Below are 18,600 nucleotides of genomic sequence, written 5' to 3'. Positions count from 1 at the left end.
AATGCAGTATAAATATTAGATAATAAATGCAAATTATTGGTGTAATAATATTAAGGTGACGTATTTGGCGTTATTTTAATCCAGTGGATTGAAGGAGATGCTGCGGCAAACTCAATTAAAAAGAGTATATAAAAATGGAATGAGCTAGCAAGTTAGTCAAGTAATTAAGCGCTCCCAGCTTTAGAACACTGGGAACGCCAATACACGTTAGTTATTAATATAAGCTAATTAATAGATGTGTTAATTAATAGATATCTCCACAGTTTAAACAAAAGGCATAGCGGTTTTGGGGATCGTTCATCTTTAAGAAAAACTGGGCTTGTTTACGAATATCGGTCACAGTTTGTTCTGGTAACAGCGCATGCAAGGTATCGGGCATTATCGCCTGAGCTTTAGCGGTGATTTCTAACATCACTAAATCAAACAATGACAAGTCTGGACGTAACCAATCAATTTTAACATTATTTGGTGTGATATTGGCTAGCTCTGCGGCTTTATCTAGCGCGTCATCAAAATCACCCAGCTGATCGACTAAGCCAATATTCTTAGCATCGACGCCAATCCATACACGTCCTTGGGCGATTTTATCGATTTGCTCAGGGGTTTTATTGCGTGATTGAGCGACTAAATTAATAAAGGTGCTATAGCCATTTTCGATGGTGATTTGCATTAAGTCGCCAAACTCGGAGCTGATCCCCTTGGTGAGCGAAACATCAGCCAACGGTGACGTTGAAACACCGTCAGTATACACTCCCAGCGAATTTAATGAGTCTTCAAAGGTGTTGATAACGCCGAAAATACCGATGGAACCAGTTAACGTACTCGGGCTAGCGATAATGTAGTTTGCCGGTGTTGACACCCAATACCCACCTGAAGCGGCTAATCCCCCCATAGAAACCACTATCGGCTTACCAGCTGCGCGGGTAGAGGCTAACTCACTGCGAATAATATCCGATGCAGTTACGCTGCCCCCTGGGCTATTAACCCGTAAAATAATGGCTTTAATCGCCGGGTTGAGTCGAGCTTTGCGAATTTGGGCGGCAATGGTATCGCTTCCAGCAATACCGGGTGTTTGCGGGCCGTCCATTATTGCCCCTTGCACCACGATGACCGCGATGTTTCCGCTATCTTGTTGTGCTGAGTCTGTACTGGTGCGGTCTAATTGCTGAGAATAATCATAAATACTAATATAATTGAAATGCTGCTGGGTTTTATCCCAGCCAAAGTGAGCTTTCATTTCATTTTCAGCTTGTTCGCGAGTTACCACTTTATCCACTAGCTTTTGTGATAATGCATATTGCGCATTATTGCCATTTACCGCTTTTAGTGAGGTGAGTAATGCATCTGCTCCCGGAAAAATACCTGTTGGCGTGGATTGGCGGTTGTTAGCTAACGTAGTTAAATAATTATTCCACAGAGTTCCCAGCCATTGTTGATCGGCCGCACGCGCTTCGGGTGACATTGCATTGCGCATAAACGGTTCGACGGCAGATTTGTAGGTACCCACACGAAAAATATGGGTATTAATTTTAAGTTTCTCGAGCAGGGTTTTGTAATACAAGTTATTGGTAGAAAAACCGTAAACGCCGACAGCACCTTGCGGTGATAGATAAATTTCATCGGCATAGCTAGCTAAATAATATTGTGATTGATTATAGCTATTGCCCAGTGCATAGACTGGTTTACCTGTGGCTTTAAACTCACTGATAGCTTTACCAATATAATTTAATGAAGGTTGATCTGCGCCAACAAAATTATCTAGTTGCAACACCATTCCAGTAATATTTTTATCATTGGCAGCTTCACGTAGGGTATCAACTAACTCAAATAAGGCATTTTCTTGCATTCGATTGGCAGAAGCGCCCAATAATTCGCGACTCATACGCCCAAGTGGATCAGGGCTTGAGATCTGATCAACTACAATCCCTTGTAGATCTACATATAGCGCACCTTGCTGAGATGTTACCGGTTGTTGATCTGATTTATAAATTACAATCCCAGCGCCGATGATAATTATCAGCACTATGAATACAGCATTAAAAAATAGCTCTCGGGCAAAATTCAATAATCGCCAGCTAAATTTAAAGACTGTTGCGATAATGTTCCAAATTTGGCGCATACTCTCTCCATATTACAAAAATTTTTCTCATATTAATGGCAAGGAACACCTTTTTCTGTCTGAAACCTGATGATTTATCCATAAAAAAAGTTTCAAGATGATTATAAAATGCGGCCATCATGTTTCTCTGTACCGACAGATGATATAATTCAATATATTGATATGTACAGTTATTCGCTACGGTTATTCAAATTAATTACTGTGATAAATCGATATCATCGAGTAATTACGATAATAGTTTATCCCGAAATGGAGATATAGATGGATGCATTAACACTTTTATTGAATCGTCGTTCAGCTTCACGCCTAACGACACCGGCACCAGCAGGTGAGACGTTGCAAAATATCCTTACCGCCGGTATGCGTGCGCCTGATCACGGAGCTTTACGTCCATGGCATTTTATCGTTATGCAAGATGAGGGATTAATTAAATTTAGTCAACTGCTTGAACAAGCTGCGATTGCGGGGAAAATGGGCCCAGAAGTAGAAAAAAAAGCGCGCCATGCTCCGTTTCGTGCGCCACTGATTATTACGGTAATTGCTAAAATTGTCGAGCATCCCAAAGTGCCTGATTGGGAGCAATTGGTTGCCGCGGGCTGTACAGTACAAGCCATGCAAATGGCGGCATTAGCTCAAGGCTTTGGTGGTATTTGGCGTTCAGGGTCATGGACTGAAGATCCCATCGTAAAAGCTGGATTAGGCTGCGCTGAAAATGAAAAAATTGTTGGCTTTTTATATCTTGGTACGCCTGAATTAAAAGCACCAAGTAAAGTTCAGCAACCAGATATGAGCGATTTTGTTAGTTATTTCTGAACCCGGAGACCTTTAAATGCAAGATATTAGACTCACACAATACAGTCACGGTGCAGGATGTGGCTGCAAAATTGCACCAAAAGTATTGGAACAAATTTTGCACAGCGAAAAAGCTAAATTTCATGATCCTCATTTATTAGTCGGCAATGAAACTAAAGACGATGCAGCGGTGTATGACCTCGGTAATGGTATCGGTATTATTAGCACCACGGATTTTTTTATGCCGATTGTCGATTCTCCATTTGAGTTCGGTCGGATAGCAGCCACTAATGCGATTAGTGATATTTATGCTATGGGTGGAAAACCAATTATGGCTATTGCTATTTTAGGTTGGCCTATCAATAAATTAGCGCCAGAAGTTGCACGCGAAGTAATTGAAGGTGGGCGAGCAGCATGTAAAGATGCGGGCATATCACTGGCAGGTGGACATTCAATTGATGCACCAGAGCCGATTTTTGGTTTAGCGGTTACCGGTGTGGTCGATACTGCTAAAATCAAGAAAAACAGCGCAGCAAGCAGTGGATGTCAATTATTTTTGACCAAACCGTTAGGTATTGGCGTATTAACTACCGCCGAAAAGAAAAGCCTGTTGGCTGATGAACATCGTGGTTTAGCAACAACAATCATGTGTCAACTCAACCAAATAGGTAGTGAATTTGCGGCTATTGAAGGTGTTACGGCGATGACTGATGTGACGGGTTTTGGTTTGTTAGGTCATTTAAGTGAAATATGCCAAGGCTCGCAAGTTGCGGCACAAATTAATTTCTCACAGGTGCCTAAATTACCAAATATTGAACAGTATATTGCTCAAGGTTGTGTGCCGGGCGGAACGCAGCGTAATTTTGATAGCTATGGCCATTTGATAGCGCCATTGACTGATTTACAGCGTGATCTATTATGTGATCCTCAAACTTCTGGCGGATTATTGATTGCGGTACAGCCTGACGCGGTGGATCAAGTCACCACGCTGGCAGCGCAGCATGGTATTACGTTAAATGCGATTGGAAGATTGATTCCACAGCAACCTAATCAGCCTTTGATCGATGTTATTGAATAAGCTATGCGTTTATTTATTGCGGAAAAACCGAGTTTAGCTCGGGCTATTGCAGAGATATTACCGAAGCCCCATAAACGGGGGGACGGTTTTATTCAGTGTGGTGATAATCAAATGGTCACTTGGTGTATTGGCCATTTATTAGAGCAAGCGGAGCCAGATGCTTACGATGCGCGTTATGCGCGTTGGGCGCTACATGATCTGCCTATCATCCCGGAAAAATGGCAATTAAAACCGAGACCTTCGGTCGCTAAGCAACTGAATACGATAAAATCATTATTATCTCAAGCCTCAGAAGTCATTCATGCGGGAGACCCAGATAGAGAAGGTCAATTATTGGTTGATGAGGTACTTGATTATCTCAATTTGCCCGCAGAAAAAAGAAAAGCAGTTCAACGCTGTTTAATTAACGATTTAAACCCTCAAGCCGTTGAGCGAGCTGTACAGCGATTACGTGCTAATCGTGACTTTATCCCGTTATGTGTTTCTGCATTGGCTCGCGCCCGCGCAGATTGGCTATATGGTATAAACATGACTCGCGCGTATACACTTTTGGGTCAACGTGCTGGCTACCAAGGGGTACTGTCTGTCGGGCGAGTACAAACCCCAGTGTTAGGGTTGGTGGTGCGCCGTGATGAAGATATTGAAAATTTTGTACCTAAAGATTTCTTTGAAGTTAAAGCCCACATAGTTACGCCCAATGAAGAACGTTTTACGGCGGTCTGGCAGCCAAGCGACTCCTGTATTGATTATCAAGATGAAGAAGGGCGATTAACTCATCGGCCTCTGGCTGAGCATGTGGTGGCACGGATCAGTGGGCAACCGGCAGATGTCACCTCATATCAAGATAAACGTGAGTCAGAAATATCGCCTTTACCATTTTCATTATCGGCTTTACAAATTGAGGCGGCAAAGAAATTTAACTTGAGTGCGCAAGAAGTGCTAGATGTTTGTCAGCGCTTGTATGAAACACATAAGTTAATTACTTATCCGCGTTCTGATAGCCGTTATCTTCCCGATGAGCATTTTGCTGGACGTCATGCGGTACTTAATGCGATTTCAGTCCATCGACCCGCATTAACTGAATTTGAATTAACTGAAATTGATCACAAAAACCGCTGCTGGGATGATAAAAAAGTTGATGCTCACCATGCAATTATTCCGACGGCACGCAGCTCAGCGGTTAAATTAACTGAGCATGAAGCTAATATTTATGGCTTGATAGCACAACAGTATATTATTCAGTTCATGCCCGATGCGATTTATCGTAAGTGCGTGATTGAGTTAGAAATTGCAGGCGGTAAATTTATTGCCAAAGCACGATTTTTAGCTGAGGCTGGGTGGAAAACGGTCTTGGGCAATAAAGAACGCGATGCAGAGAATGATGGTACACCGTTACCTATCGTCAAAAAAGGGGCACAATTATTGTGTGAAAATGGAGAGGTAATTGAAAGACAAACTCAGCCACCTCGGCCATTTACCGATGCCACATTGTTGTCTGCAATGACCGGCATAGCTCGCTTTGTACAAGATAAGTCGTTAAAAAAAGTGCTACGCGAAACCGATGGCTTAGGGACTGAAGCGACGCGTGCAGGGATTATTGACTTGTTATTTAAGCGACAGTTTTTATTTAAACAAGGGCGCTATATTCATGCTTCACCGGCGGGACGTGCATTGATCCATGTATTGCCTGATATGGCGACATTACCTGATATGACCGCGCATTGGGAATCAGTTTTAACTCAAATAAGTGAAAAGAAAACTCGCTATGATGATTTTATGCAGCCATTGGCCGCGACATTACAGCAATTAATTGAATATGCTCGACAAAATACCAATGTAAAAGCTTTTAGAGAATTACCACCTGCTCCCGCGCGCAAAGGTAAATCTAGCGCTAAACCGCGGAAAAACTCTGCTCCAGCTACCCGCAAAAAGTCTGCGAATAAATCATAAAACACTAATAGTCTCGGCCCCATAATGAAGCAATGAACTTATGAATTATGGTGGCCGAGATTAATGCTTATTTGTCGCTAGCAGTTAACTCAAACTCAGCCCATACCGGCGCGTGATCGGAGGGCTTTTCCATCGCCCGGATATCATAATCAATTCCAGTAGCGACACAGAGTTTTGCCAATGATGGGCTAGCTAAAACCAAGTCAATTCGTAGCCCACGATTATCATCAAAACCTTTTGAACGATAATCAAACCATGAAAATTTATCATCGGTATCAGGGTACATTTGACGATAAGTATCGACTAATCCCCAATTTAGTAGCTTGCCTAACCATTCACGTTCTTCGGGTAAAAATGAACATTTTCCACTACGTAACCAGCGTTTCATGTTGTTTTCACCGATACCGATATCTTTATCAGCAGGACTAATGTTTAGATCGCCCATAATTAGCAGCTGTCCGGCGGGGTCAAATGTCTCGACATAAGTTTGCAGATCGCGATAAAACTTTTCTTTAGCTGGGAATTTAGTTGGATGGTCACGGCTTTCACCTTGAGGGAAATAGCCATTGATGACGGTTAATGGCCCATTTTCAGTGGCAATATCTGCCATGATAATACGGCGTTGAGCATCTTCGTTATCGGTAGCAAAACCCTTACGTACTGCTAATGGTGGTTTTTTCAATAATAATGCCACCCCATAGTGACCTTTTTGCCCATGATAATAAATATGGTAACCCAGTTGTTTTACATCATCTAAAGGAAACATATCATCATGAACTTTGGTTTCTTGTAACCCAATCACATCAGGCTGATATTTTTCAACAATTGCAGCTAGTTGATGAGGGCGGGCTCTTAATCCATTGATATTGAAAGATATAAATTTCATGGTAAGGGAAGTGTCCATATTTTAACTGAAAACACTATTTTAACAGATAATAGTATTTATGTAACCATTCAAAATAATAATTTAAAACAATGTAAATATAATTAATTTAATTTTAAATTAAACTGATTGGCTTATTATATTAAATGTAACAATGATAAATAAAGGACATAATAAGAATGTGAGTAATGTTTAAAATAGCTTGCTGTAAAGGTTGAGGATATTTTTTATTTAATACAGATATTACAAATTTTATTCATATAAAACGCTAGATTGGCATGGTTGAGTTTGTTAGAAATTAAGTGCTTTAAGTTATAGGATTATATTATCCATTCGATTTTGGATTGTTAAATTAATTAATTTTTAGTTTCCATGATTGATAAGCTAAAAGCGTTCTAACTCAAATTAACTAATTGATATCTAGGGTTATTATTTAACTGTTACTCTATATATTCTTATTTTATCGTGGTTTTGATGGGGATATAGATATGTTTTTTTCACGCAAGCTAGAAGCTTTCATGGCAGTGGTAGAAAATGGTTCATTAAGTAAAGCTGCTCGAGTAATGAATAGAACGACACCACCAATTGCTAAGTCAATTAAAGATTTTGAAACCATATTAGGTAAACGACTTTTTAAACGTGAAAAGTTTGGGATGACTCTCACAAATGATGGTTTTGAATTATATAATGACCTTAGAGAACTTTATTTGCAGGAAAAAGAAATCACCAAAAAACATTTTACTGGGCATATAAGTAATGAGGCAAATATTTATTATGACTGGGGAAAGGAAGGGCATTTAATTAATTTATATCATTCAGCGAATAAGCATAATGCACAAGTAAATATCTTTAGATTTAATCCTCAAGAATTAGACGATATTGTCGACTACGATGGTAATACATTGATTTTAAGCTCGGAGATGGTGATTAGCGAGCGTTTTAGCCTACTAAAGCAGATTGAGCATAACTCATTAGGTATATACTGCCAGCGTTCACTGTATCAACTGTGCCAAGAGAATATTATCGAGCTGTTACGTAAATATACTTGGCTGTGTGATCCAGCATTATATAAAAGTCCTTTAATGACAAAGCTAATCCATCAAGTGGGAGTTAATAAAATAAAAATCAGTATCCGCCAGATGGACAATATTGGCTGTTGTATTAATTTCATCCAACAAGGAGATTTTATTGGGTTAAGCGATCAACTACCTAAAGAGTGCTGCAGTGATGAGGACATGATATTTTTACCGTTAGATAAGCTAAATATTAATTTAAAATGTTATATTTATAAATCGAAGGCACATTCTAGCGTGTTAAACCGCTTTATTTCGTTAATTGAGCAAATGACATAATGATAAATATAGCCGGAGACAAATAAAATGATGTTATTGAAAATAGTATAGGTCTAGCATAAATATTCATATCGTATAAAGGAGGGGGCTAAAATAGAGAGGGAAACTTAGAGTATGAAATAAATTGTAAATACTAGAATAATAACTTTATGTGAGTATATCAAGGCTAACTGGCGGTTAGCGAAGTGGTGGTGGGGGAAGGATTCGAACCTTCGAAGTCTGTGACGGCAGATTTACAGTCTGCTCCCTTTGGCCGCTCGGGAACCCCACCAAATTTTTTCGCTCGCTATCTGTGACAGCGGGCAGAATCATATCAAATGAGCTGCCGCTGTAAAGTATTAATTGTAAAAAGTAGTTCGAATGCCGTTTTTTTGCACTTTATGGCGGATTAATCAGCTAAAAATTTATTTATAAGATAACTGTTCGATTTCCATAGACAAAAACGCGTTGTGCTAATACCCAATATAGGGCTTGGCTCAGCACGTTTTTTTCAACATCGCGCCCAGCCCGCATCATATCGTCCGCCGTAAAGGTATGATCAACGTTAATAACGTCCTGAGTAATGATAGGACCTTCATCCAGGCTATCGTTAACAAAGTGTGCGGTAGCCCCAATAATTTTCACCCCACGCTCATAAGCTTGATGGTATGGGCGTGCGCCAATAAAGGCAGGTAAGAAAGAATGATGGATATTAATGATCTGATTTGGATAATGCTGCACAAATGCTGGAGTCAGTACCCGCATATATTTAGCTAACACGACATAATCAGGTTGATATTGGTCAATTTGGCTGATCATTTTTTCATCATGTTGCTCGCGAGTTAGCCCTTCATGGCTAATATGATGGAAAGTAATCCCAAATTGCTCAACTAATGGTTTTAGAGTATCGTGATTCCCGATAACTGCGGCGATTTCAACATCTAAACCATCGTAGATGCTCTTCATTAATAGATCACCCAAACAATGGGCTTCTTTGGTCACCATAATAACAATACGTCGACGACCCGCTGCATTAAGCTCACGTTTTGAACCGCTAGGTAATGCATCATCAAGATCCGCTAGCAGAGTTTCATCATTAAAAATTCCTTCTAGCTCGGTTCGCATAAAGAAACGACCAGTGAGATGGTCAACGAATTCATTATTTTGAACAATATTGAGCTGATGCTTGTAGCAAATATTGGTGATTTTGGCGATTAGACCTTTTGCATCAGGGCAAATAGTTCGAAGAACTTTTCTTTGTATATTTTTGTGTTGCATGAAACGGTTAGATCCTTAAATAGTTTCGATTTTAGTTATCGCTGATGACGGCTACATTAAAAATCGTCGATTATTCCCGCGTAATGGCAGAATAAGATTAATTATCACCGCAGCATTTTTTATACTTTCTCTCTGAGCCACAAGGACAGAGATCGTTTCTGCCGACTTTTGGTGTTACCCCATCAATATAGAGCCACTGTTGGCCGACACGCACAAAGCGCGAACGCTCATGAATAAGCTGTTTATGATCAGCTTTTTCATCAATAAAGCAAGCCGAAAATTCGACATAAGCCAGGTCCGAGTTTTTATCATGAGAAGAACTAATGACACGTAACCCAAGCCATTGGGTATGGGCAAAACCATTAATTAGTTCATCCTGCCACTGTTCAGCATGACATTCTGGATGCCATGTTTGAAGCAGGTAATCTGCGTTATGTGTTACATAGGCACTATAACGTGAGCGCATTAATGCTTCAGCCGTTTCGGGAACCTGCTGATGGTCTAAAAAAGGCTGACAGCATACGTTAAATGTTTTTTGACTACCGCAAAAGCAGTCTTGGTGCACAGAATCTTCCATTTTTAGCCTGTATTTTTCTATTTTGAAATAAAATATCTATACTTAGATTACTGTTACCCAAAAAAATAATAGGGTTCGGATAATAGTATCTGAATTTTGCCTCTAGTGACTAGCGATTGGATTTTTTATGAAAAATAAACAGATAATGATAGTCGAAGATGAAATTGTTTTTCGAACTCAGCTTGAGAATTATCTGCGCTCATTAGGGGCTACGGTAATTGTTGCAGGAACAGGTAAGCAAGCATTAGATATGATTATTCATCATGGTGTGAATCCTGATATTATTTTATCCGATATTAATATGCCGTTGATGTCGGGTGAAATGTTGATGACCCAGTTGATCGAAAATAAGCTGTATATTCCGGTGATAATTATTACGGCCACCAACGATTTTACCCAAGTGGATAAAGTGCTTAGGCTAGGGGCCAAGGATGCATTACTAAAGCCTATTCGTGATTTAAATGAGGTTAAAGAAACTTTAGAAATCTGCTTGTATCCAGAGCGCTATCAATCAGGTATTGGTATAGAAGCAGATATGCGCCATATATCTTCCTTATTACAGCATCCATTGCCCAATATCACACCGATGTTAATGCAATTACAGCCGCCTGTTTTTCAAGAAATTAATAACTATAAAGTTAATTATCGCCAACTAAATGATGCTGAGCGTATGGGGCTGTTATTAGATTTAGCCCCATTATCAGTGCATCAAATTGGTTTTTATTGTATCGATATCGAACAATCACCGAATGAAGGAGTTATGGCAGCGTTACTCATTCGGGTTGTATTTAATAATCTATTAAAAAGTGCGGTTAATAATCCGCAACAAAAGTTACCGAAAATTGAATATATTATTCAGCAATTAAATTATTTATTAGAAGACTCTGGTTTTAGTGGCCAATTTCCATTGCTGGTGGGGTATTTTAATACCGACAGTAAAACCGTTATTCTTACTTCGGCGGGATTAGATGTTCAAATACAGACTGAAAATAATTTATATAAACTCAAGCCAAGTTTACCGCTGGGCATCGCTAATCCAACAGATACCGCGCAATTAGCCACTCATGCGACTCAGTGGCAGTGCAAAGTCTCCAATGCAGGACATCAAATTACGTTGATGTTTAACCCATTAACGGATTAATTTTAACTATGACTTATATTAGTGCATGAGTTATATCATTCATTAGGGGATTTATTAATGTCTAATTTTATTATTAATTAATGAATTAATCGGCTTAACTCATTAAATATGGTTAAAAAGTTCTGAAAAAAAGCCAGATCTATTTATCCTTGCTTTATTCCTGCTATACTCCGCAGCACTATTTTATTGGCACTAAAATGCTCCCTATATTATATCGGGGGGAGCTAGTGTTAAGGGAGATTATTTGGTCATGAAAACTGGATTTAAACATAAAGTACATAAAGCAGTCATTCCGGTGGCAGGTTTAGGTACGCGGATGTTACCTGCAACGAAAGCTATTCCTAAAGAGATGTTACCCGTTGTAGATAAACCACTGATTCAATACGTGGTTAATGAGTGTATTGCCGCAGGGATCAATGAGATTGTTCTGGTCACGCATTCATCAAAAAACTCAATCGAGAACCATTTTGATACTAGTTTTGAATTGGAAGCTATTTTAGAGCGTCGAGTTAAACGTCAATTGCTGGATGAAGTACAGTCTATCTGCCCAAGCCATGTCACTATTATGCAAACCAGACAAGGTATTGCGAAAGGTTTAGGTCATGCAATACTGTGCGCCAAGCCATTGATTGGTGATGAGCCATTTGCAGTTATCCTGCCTGACGTTATTCTTGACCGTTATAGTACCGATCTGTCTAAATTCAATTTAAGTGAGATGCTAGCGCATTTTGATGAAACAGGCGCGAGTCAAATATTAGTTGAGCCGGTTCCTGAATCTGATGTGTCTAATTACGGTATTGTGGATTGCAATGGTGTAACTTTACAGCCTGGCGACAGTAAACCTATTTTGCGTATGGTTGAGAAACCACGCCAAGAAGAGGCTCCATCTAATTTATCTATTGTTGGTCGTTATGTCTTAACTGATAAGATTTGGCCTCTGTTAGCTAAAACAGCACCAGGTGCGGGTGACGAAATTCAATTGACTGATGCGATTGCTATGTTAATTGAACAAAATGAACCTGTTGAAGCTTATCATTTGCGTGGTAAAAGCCATGATTGTGGGAATAAACTGGGTTATATGAAAGCCTTCGTTGAATATGGCATGCAGCATGAAGAGTTAGGTGAAGATTTTTCTCAGTGGATTAATTCACTACCTGCAAAATTAAACGTCAATAAATAATATCTATGTCGGTTTGACCGTCTATTTATAATTACTCGCCGATATATTACTCATATATCGGTTTTTTTTATTTTTGTAATTAACCGATATTTTTTACTTTATAGTACTAGTGTCTTTTACTTAAACTTATATTGTAAGTTTTACCCGTCTATTTGAAAGTTATTTTACTCGGAATAAGAGGGAAAAGGAGAGATTATGGATTAAGCTCATCAGGTATTATACCTACTACTTACATGGTATTGCTAAATCACTAAATTTGTTATCAGCCATTCTCGTTCATTCCAATATTGTTCGGCTAGCCAATTTTTATCGTATCGTATGATGAGGCATAGGTTAATCGTCATCTAATCGAATAACGCCATATTCATAAAATTCTACAAATATTATGAGGATTAAATTTCATAAATATTTATTGTATTTAGGATAATAATTATTGAATGAATAACTAAAATTAACTAATTGATTCATTAATCAATCGAGTCATTATTGATAATAATTACACAAATTTACTTTAATTTTCGCTTTTGTATAAAACGTCAAATGGATGTTGAAGGCTGGTTATTTGTTCAGAGTGCCAATTTAGAAAATATCTTAATTTGATATTTGTAATCTGAAATTGTTTTTTAATCAAAGTAGTTAAGTGAATAAATTTGCCTAAATACGTGATAGCACAATAGGGTAATTATCACATTTGGTTCATACTAAATAAGAGTAAGATTATCCTTTGATGAATAAATCATTTATTCAAAAAAAAACGTCCTTAATTAAGGACGTTTTTTAATAGTAAATAAATCAATTAGATTAAGAAATCTTCTAATGATTTACCTTGTTCTTCAATTGCTTGTTTGATGACAGCTGGAGTACGGCCTTGGCCTGTCCAAGTTTTGCTTTCACCATTCTCATCGATGTATTTATATTTTGCAGGACGTGCAGCACGTTTAGGTTTAGCGCTGGTTTTAGTTCCGCCCATAGATTGCAGTAGCTCGTTAGGATCGATACCTTGAGCCAGAATCATTTCACGTACTTCTTCCAGTTTACGGGTACGTTCTTCTAATTCAGCTTGCGCTTGGCTATCTTCTTCACGACGTTCTTCTACAACAACAGTTAATTTTTCCAACATCTCTTCCAGTGATTCCAGAGAAAGTTCTCTTGCTTGCGCACGAAGAGTACGGATGTTATTTAATGCTTTTAATGATTCGCTCATTTTCCTGGTCTCAAATTAATTAGTAGGTTTAAGTGTCTTAATAATAGAATGCTATTATATTTTCTGCAATAGCTAATTTTCCCTATTAGTTTAAAAGTTATCTTTAGTAAAAGCAATTCCTTTACAAAAGGAATATTAACTTTTCACAGATATATATTTCCATTTTTATAAAACTTAGCAGGATATGAATCATAGTCTGTTAATTGCTTAGTTAACACTATTTATATTTTCTTTAGTCGTAAACTTATACAAGCGACTAAAGCTAGATTTTACTGGCTTTACTATCCTCTTAAACAAAATTTTTGTTTTCCATTTCAGTGATAAAGCCTTAAAAAGGGTAATCTGACTTTTTATCATCAAGATCAATTATTAGAATAGGCTCTATTACTCATTTATGTAGTCATTAATCTGATTGTTGCTAATTTCTTATCTGTTTTCTTATATAATAAGATATATCGAGATGATAAATTAATCGACGTTAGTCGGCATTCTAATTTTATCGCTCTATTTGCTCGCAAATGCTTAGTTTGTGATAGAATCAGCCGGTTTATTTTTTCAGGGGGACACGGCTGATGGCTCAGCTTTATTTTTATTACTCTGCAATGAACGCAGGGAAATCGACATCACTTTTACAATCGTCTTATAATTATAAAGAGCGTGGAATGAGGGCGCTTATTTTCACTGCAGAAATTGATACCCGTTTTGCTCAAGGTAAAGTAGTTTCGAGAATTGGTTTATCTGCTGATGCGTTACTTTTCTCACCGCAAACGGATATGGCTGAAGCAATTAAGACAGAAAATAATAATCAAAAAGTACATTGTGTCTTAATTGATGAGTGTCAATTTCTCACAAAACAGCAAGTTGAACAATTATGCGAAATAGTCGATAACGTCGATATTCCGGTATTATGCTATGGCTTACGAACCGATTTTTCAGGCGAGTTATTTTCTGGAAGTCAATATTTGTTGGCTTGGTCTGATAAGTTGGTGGAATTAAAAACCGTTTGTTGGTGTGGCCGTAAAGCCGGGCGAGTGTTGCGGATTGGTAGCGATGGCATTCCGGTATATGAAGGCGCTCAGGTTGATATTGGTGGTAATGAAAAATATATTTCGGTATGTCGTAAACATTACATGGAAGCTATTAATAAAGCCAAACAGATAGCCAACGGTCAGCTGCCAAAAGTCCCTTTTCATTTTGATTAATACTGGCTGAGGCAAATTTCTGGCGAAAACCTTAATGGGTAGCGCTGTATCGCTTATAAGGGTGTTTAATCTATATTCTGATGGTTTCATATCGATTACACTAAAAGTAGCTCAGTAGTTATTGTGCGGCCTTTTAGTGTGATTGGTTTATTTTTTATGCTATCTAATCTCACCAAAATGACAGCTCTTTGAGCTAATATTCACTTATTGTGTAAAGAACAATACCGGGCGCAGTATTTTATTAAACTGTTAATCAGTGATTTAATGCTCCGTTAATCTCCAATAATTCACATCCAATATTCCTACAAAACAGTATTATTTAAAACCATACCCACAAAATTATGGCAGTCTATTTATCAATAGTCATTAATTGATGGCGATAAATAATGATATGTAGTACTGACTAATTATTGCAGATCACTGAATGTGGATGACATAGACATGAAAAATATTGAGTAAAACAGATTTTAAAACGTAGTGATAAATTATAGTGAAAAGATAGAACAGCAGTTTTAACGTCACGTCATTAAGGTTTGTTTGTATAACGAGAGCTAAGGGAATAACAGAAATACAAGAGGCACTGATTTATCATCAGTGCCTCTTGATGGAGGGATTTCCTTTTACGTTAAGTTATACGAGTCGTGTACTTATCGAACATAACTTAATGAGTTAGGGGGATCGCCATAATTATTTTTTAGTGGCTTTTTTACTTTCTTTCGCTGCTTCAACCACATTTTCTGAGTATTCACGGCCGTAGTAAGTATCCAGAAGAATTTGTTTTAGCTCAGCAATCAGTGGGTAACGTGGGTTAGCTCCTGTACACTGGTCATCAAACGCATCTTCAGATAATTTATCAACTTTAGCTAAGAAGTCAGCTTCAGCCACACCAGATTCACGGATAGATTTTGGAATGCCCAGTGAAGATTTCATTTCTTCAATCCATGCCAACAATCTCTCAATTTTCAGTGCTGTATTGTCATTTGGTTGGCTCAGACCTAAATGGTCAGCGATTTCTGCGTAACGACGACGTGCTTGAGGACGGTCATATTGACTGAATGCAGTCTGTTTTGTTGGGTTATCGTTAGCGTTATAGCGAATAACGTTACAAATCAATAAGGCATTGGCTAATCCATGAGGAATATGGAATTCTGAGCCTAATTTATGCGCCATTGAGTGACAAACTCCCAAGAAAGCATTGGCGAATGCGATACCGGCTAAGGTCGCCGCATTATGAACACGTTCTCTAGCTACTGGGTTAGTTGCACCTTCATGATAGCTGGCTGGCAGATAGGCTTTCAGCAGGCTAAGTGCTTGTAATGCTTGGCCGTCAGAGTATTCGTTAGCCAATACAGAAACATAAGCTTCCAATGCATGAGTTACCGCATCTAAACCACCGAAGGCAGTCAGAGACTTAGGCATATTCATAACTAAGTTTGCATCGACAATCGCCATATTCGGAGTTAATGCATAGTCCGCTAATGGATATTTTTGACCTGTCTTATCGTCGGTAACTACCGCAAATGGTGTGACTTCAGAACCGGTACCCGAAGTGGTGGTAATCGCGACCATTTTCGCTTTAACCCCCATTTTTGGGAAACGGTGAATACGTTTACGGATATCCATAAAGCGTAAAGCTAATTCTTCAAAGTGGGTTTCAGGATGTTCATACATTACCCACATAATTTTAGCTGCATCCATTGGTGAACCACCACCTAATGCAATAATAACATCAGGTTTGAAGGCGTTCATTTGTGCTGCACCTTTGCGCACAATCGATAATGTTGGATCTGCTTCAACTTCAAAGAACACTTCAGTTTCAACATTGAATTTTTTCAGAACGCGTACAACTTCTTCAACATAGCCATTATTGAACAGGTAGCCATCGGTGACGATAAATGCACGTTTTGCACCATCAGTAGCGACTTCTTCTAATGCTACTGGTAAACAGCCCCGGCGGAAATAGATAGAGTTCGGAAGTTTATGCCATAACATATTTTCTGCTCTTTTTGCTACGGTTTTGGTATTGATTAGATGCTTAGGACCCACGTTTTCAGAGATAGAGTTTCCACCCCAAGAACCGCAACCCAGAGTCAGAGAAGGGGACAGTTTAAAGTTGTACAGGTCACCGATACCCCCTTGTGATGCTGGGGTATTAATCAAAATACGTGCTGTTTTCATTTTGTCGCCAAAATGTGCGATACGTGATTTCTGATTATCCTGATCAGTATATAAACAAGAAGTATGACCAATACCGCCCATTTCAACTAGTTTTTCTGCTTTTTCGACAGCATCTTCAAAGTTTTTACCGCGATACATTGCGAGTAGCGGAGACAGTTTTTCATGTGCGAATGGTTCTGAATCGTCGATAACTTTAACTTCACCAATCAGAATTTTGGTGGTCGCAGGGACGCTAATACCAGCCATTTCTGCAATCTTAGTCGCAGGTTGACCGACGATATCTGCATTTAGATTACCGTTTTTCAGAATAACGTCTTGTACCGCTTTTAAATCTTTACCTTGCAGTAGATAACCACCGTGAGTAGAGAAGCGTTCACGGACTTGATCATAAATTTTATCAACCACTACAACAGACTGTTCTGACGCACAGATAACGCCGTTATCGAAAGTTTTAGACATTAATATAGAGGCAACAGCACGTTTGATATCGGCGGTTTCGTCGATCACCACTGGCGTATTACCTGCACCCACACCAATAGCGGGCTTACCTGAACTATACGCGGCTTTAACCATGCCTGGACCGCCAGTGGCTAAGATCAGGTTGATATCTTCATGGTGCATTAACGCGTTAGACAGAGCGACAGATGGCTCATCAATCCAGCCGATAATATCTTTTGGCGCGCCTGCAGCAATAGCGGCATTTAATACAATTTCAGCGGCACGATTAGTGGCATTTTTAGCGCGTGGATGTGGAGAGAAGATGATCGCGTTACGTGTTTTCAGGCTGATCAGCGATTTAAAGATAGCAGTTGATGTTGGGTTCGTGGTTGGAACAATACCACAGATGATCCCAATTGGCTCGGCGATGGTGATAGTGCCAAAAGTTGGGTCTTCAGATAAGATCCCACAGGTCTTTTCATCTTTATACGCATTATAGATATATTCTGAAGCGAAGTGGTTTTTAATCACTTTATCTTCAACAATACCCATACCGGATTCTTCTACGGCTATTTTAGCTAAAGGAATTCGAGCATCTGCGGCGGCGAGTGCAGCAGCACGGAAAATTGCGTCAACTTTTTCTTGTGGGAAATTGGCGAATTCACGCTGTGCTTTTTTGACACGGGCAACCAGTTCGTTGAGTTCGGTAACATTAGTTACTGACATAAAGATTACTCCTGATAAATGTTAAACTTTTTAAGCCAATGAGCAGTCATATGGTTAACCAAACCAACAAGATAACTAATATTTCTTAAACGACTAAAACCATAAACTCAGTATATTGAATCAATGACTAGCGTTGGTCGTTCGAAGATCTTGTTAGCGGTACTTTTATACCTCGAGTTACAAGGATAAAAATAATAAAATTAAATTAACCTTTTGAGGTGATAAATTTCAACAACTCTGTTTTATACCGCTTATTGGCTTAAAAAGCTCTTTAAATCAAGGGCGACAGTATTAATTGATGCTTGATACCGCCTGTTTCAATGCAATACAGCTTAGCATTAATGTAGATAAATAAAGTGATCTAAATCACAAAACAGCCATGCTGACACCATTCAGCATGGCTGTTTTATTAATCAATAAAGATATTTATTTACTGTCAATGTCGTGTAAATAGATAAGAAAGATTTGTTAACTTAAAAGTTCATCTATTAACAAAAATTAAGCTTACGGTCAGATCCGTAAA

General features: G+C 38.7%; 13 protein-coding genes and 1 tRNA gene. 7 read left to right on the top strand and 7 right to left on the bottom strand.

The window, feature by feature from the left end; genetic code table 11:
• Window positions 1-244: 244 nt before the first annotated feature.
• On the bottom strand, window positions 245-2,119 hold the full coding sequence (sppA, locus tag MNY66_RS08580; RefSeq protein ID WP_047256204.1) for a signal peptide peptidase SppA: 1,875 nt from the start codon (window positions 2,117-2,119) through the stop codon (window positions 245-247).
• Window positions 2,120-2,380: 261 nt separating this feature from the next.
• Between sppA and MNY66_RS08575 the strand changes: the two genes are divergently transcribed.
• From MNY66_RS08575 to MNY66_RS08565, 3 genes are read left to right on the top strand one after another with little or no spacing between them, the layout of a single operon-like run.
• Window positions 2,381-2,932, top strand: coding sequence for an NAD(P)H nitroreductase (locus MNY66_RS08575; RefSeq protein WP_047256203.1), 552 nt, complete (start codon window positions 2,381-2,383; stop codon window positions 2,930-2,932).
• Between the two features lie 16 nt (window positions 2,933-2,948).
• The gene (gene selD / locus MNY66_RS08570; RefSeq protein ID WP_047256202.1) at window positions 2,949-3,989 is read left to right on the top strand and encodes a selenide, water dikinase SelD; all 1,041 of its coding nucleotides are present in this window, start codon (window positions 2,949-2,951) and stop codon (window positions 3,987-3,989) included.
• Window positions 3,990-3,992: 3 nt separating this feature from the next.
• Window positions 3,993-5,939, top strand: coding sequence for a DNA topoisomerase III (locus MNY66_RS08565; protein ID WP_241500680.1), 1,947 nt, complete (start codon window positions 3,993-3,995; stop codon window positions 5,937-5,939).
• A gap of 67 nt (window positions 5,940-6,006) precedes the next feature.
• On the opposite strand, the gene xthA is transcribed toward MNY66_RS08565, so the two are convergent.
• Window positions 6,007-6,825 carry an exodeoxyribonuclease III gene (gene xthA / locus MNY66_RS08560; RefSeq protein WP_241500679.1) on the bottom strand — a complete coding sequence of 273 codons (819 nt, stop codon included), beginning with the start codon at window positions 6,823-6,825 and terminating at the stop codon, window positions 6,007-6,009.
• Between the two features lie 485 nt (window positions 6,826-7,310).
• Between xthA and MNY66_RS08555 the strand changes: the two genes are divergently transcribed.
• The gene (locus tag MNY66_RS08555) at window positions 7,311-8,174 is read left to right on the top strand and encodes a helix-turn-helix domain-containing protein (RefSeq protein WP_047256199.1); all 864 of its coding nucleotides are present in this window, start codon (window positions 7,311-7,313) and stop codon (window positions 8,172-8,174) included.
• 186 nt (window positions 8,175-8,360) lie between these two features.
• Here the strand turns inward: MNY66_RS08555 and MNY66_RS08550 are convergent.
• From MNY66_RS08550 to MNY66_RS08540, 3 genes are all read right to left on the bottom strand, one after another.
• A tRNA-Tyr gene (locus MNY66_RS08550) sits at window positions 8,361-8,445 on the bottom strand.
• A 137-nt stretch (window positions 8,446-8,582) separates the two neighbouring features.
• Window positions 8,583-9,431, bottom strand: a complete 849-nt coding sequence (purU, locus tag MNY66_RS08545; protein ID WP_047256198.1) for a formyltetrahydrofolate deformylase — start codon at window positions 9,429-9,431, stop codon at window positions 8,583-8,585.
• Between the two features lie 97 nt (window positions 9,432-9,528).
• Window positions 9,529-10,008: a YchJ family protein gene (locus tag MNY66_RS08540; protein WP_047256197.1), complete on the bottom strand. Its 480-nt coding sequence runs from the start codon at window positions 10,006-10,008 to the stop codon at window positions 9,529-9,531.
• Between the two features lie 127 nt (window positions 10,009-10,135).
• On the opposite strand from MNY66_RS08540, the gene rssB reads away from it, so the two are divergent.
• Together rssB and galU are read left to right on the top strand one after the other, a co-directional pair.
• On the top strand, window positions 10,136-11,149 hold the full coding sequence (gene rssB / locus MNY66_RS08535; protein WP_241500678.1) for a two-component system response regulator RssB: 1,014 nt from the start codon (window positions 10,136-10,138) through the stop codon (window positions 11,147-11,149).
• 250 nt (window positions 11,150-11,399) lie between these two features.
• Window positions 11,400-12,329: a UTP--glucose-1-phosphate uridylyltransferase GalU gene (galU, locus tag MNY66_RS08530; protein ID WP_047256195.1), complete on the top strand. Its 930-nt coding sequence runs from the start codon at window positions 11,400-11,402 to the stop codon at window positions 12,327-12,329.
• Between the two features lie 796 nt (window positions 12,330-13,125).
• On the opposite strand, the gene hns is transcribed toward galU, so the two are convergent.
• Window positions 13,126-13,533: a histone-like nucleoid-structuring protein H-NS gene (gene hns / locus MNY66_RS08525; protein WP_047256194.1), complete on the bottom strand. Its 408-nt coding sequence runs from the start codon at window positions 13,531-13,533 to the stop codon at window positions 13,126-13,128.
• 572 nt (window positions 13,534-14,105) lie between these two features.
• Here hns and MNY66_RS08520 point away from each other — a divergent pair.
• On the top strand, window positions 14,106-14,735 hold the full coding sequence (locus tag MNY66_RS08520) for a thymidine kinase (RefSeq protein ID WP_047256193.1): 630 nt from the start codon (window positions 14,106-14,108) through the stop codon (window positions 14,733-14,735).
• Window positions 14,736-15,422: 687 nt separating this feature from the next.
• Here MNY66_RS08520 and adhE read toward each other — a convergent pair.
• Entirely contained in the window at window positions 15,423-18,077 is a 2,655-nt protein-coding gene (gene adhE / locus MNY66_RS08515) for a bifunctional acetaldehyde-CoA/alcohol dehydrogenase (RefSeq protein ID WP_047256192.1), read from the bottom strand.
• Between the last annotated feature and the right edge of the window lie 523 nt (window positions 18,078-18,600).

The organism is Moellerella wisconsensis, from assembly GCF_022592395.1.
Classification (GTDB): Bacteria; Pseudomonadota; Gammaproteobacteria; order Enterobacterales; family Enterobacteriaceae; genus Moellerella; species Moellerella wisconsensis.
The sequence above is the reverse complement of the archived record's forward strand: the minus strand, read 5'-3'. Positions and strand labels throughout refer to the sequence as shown.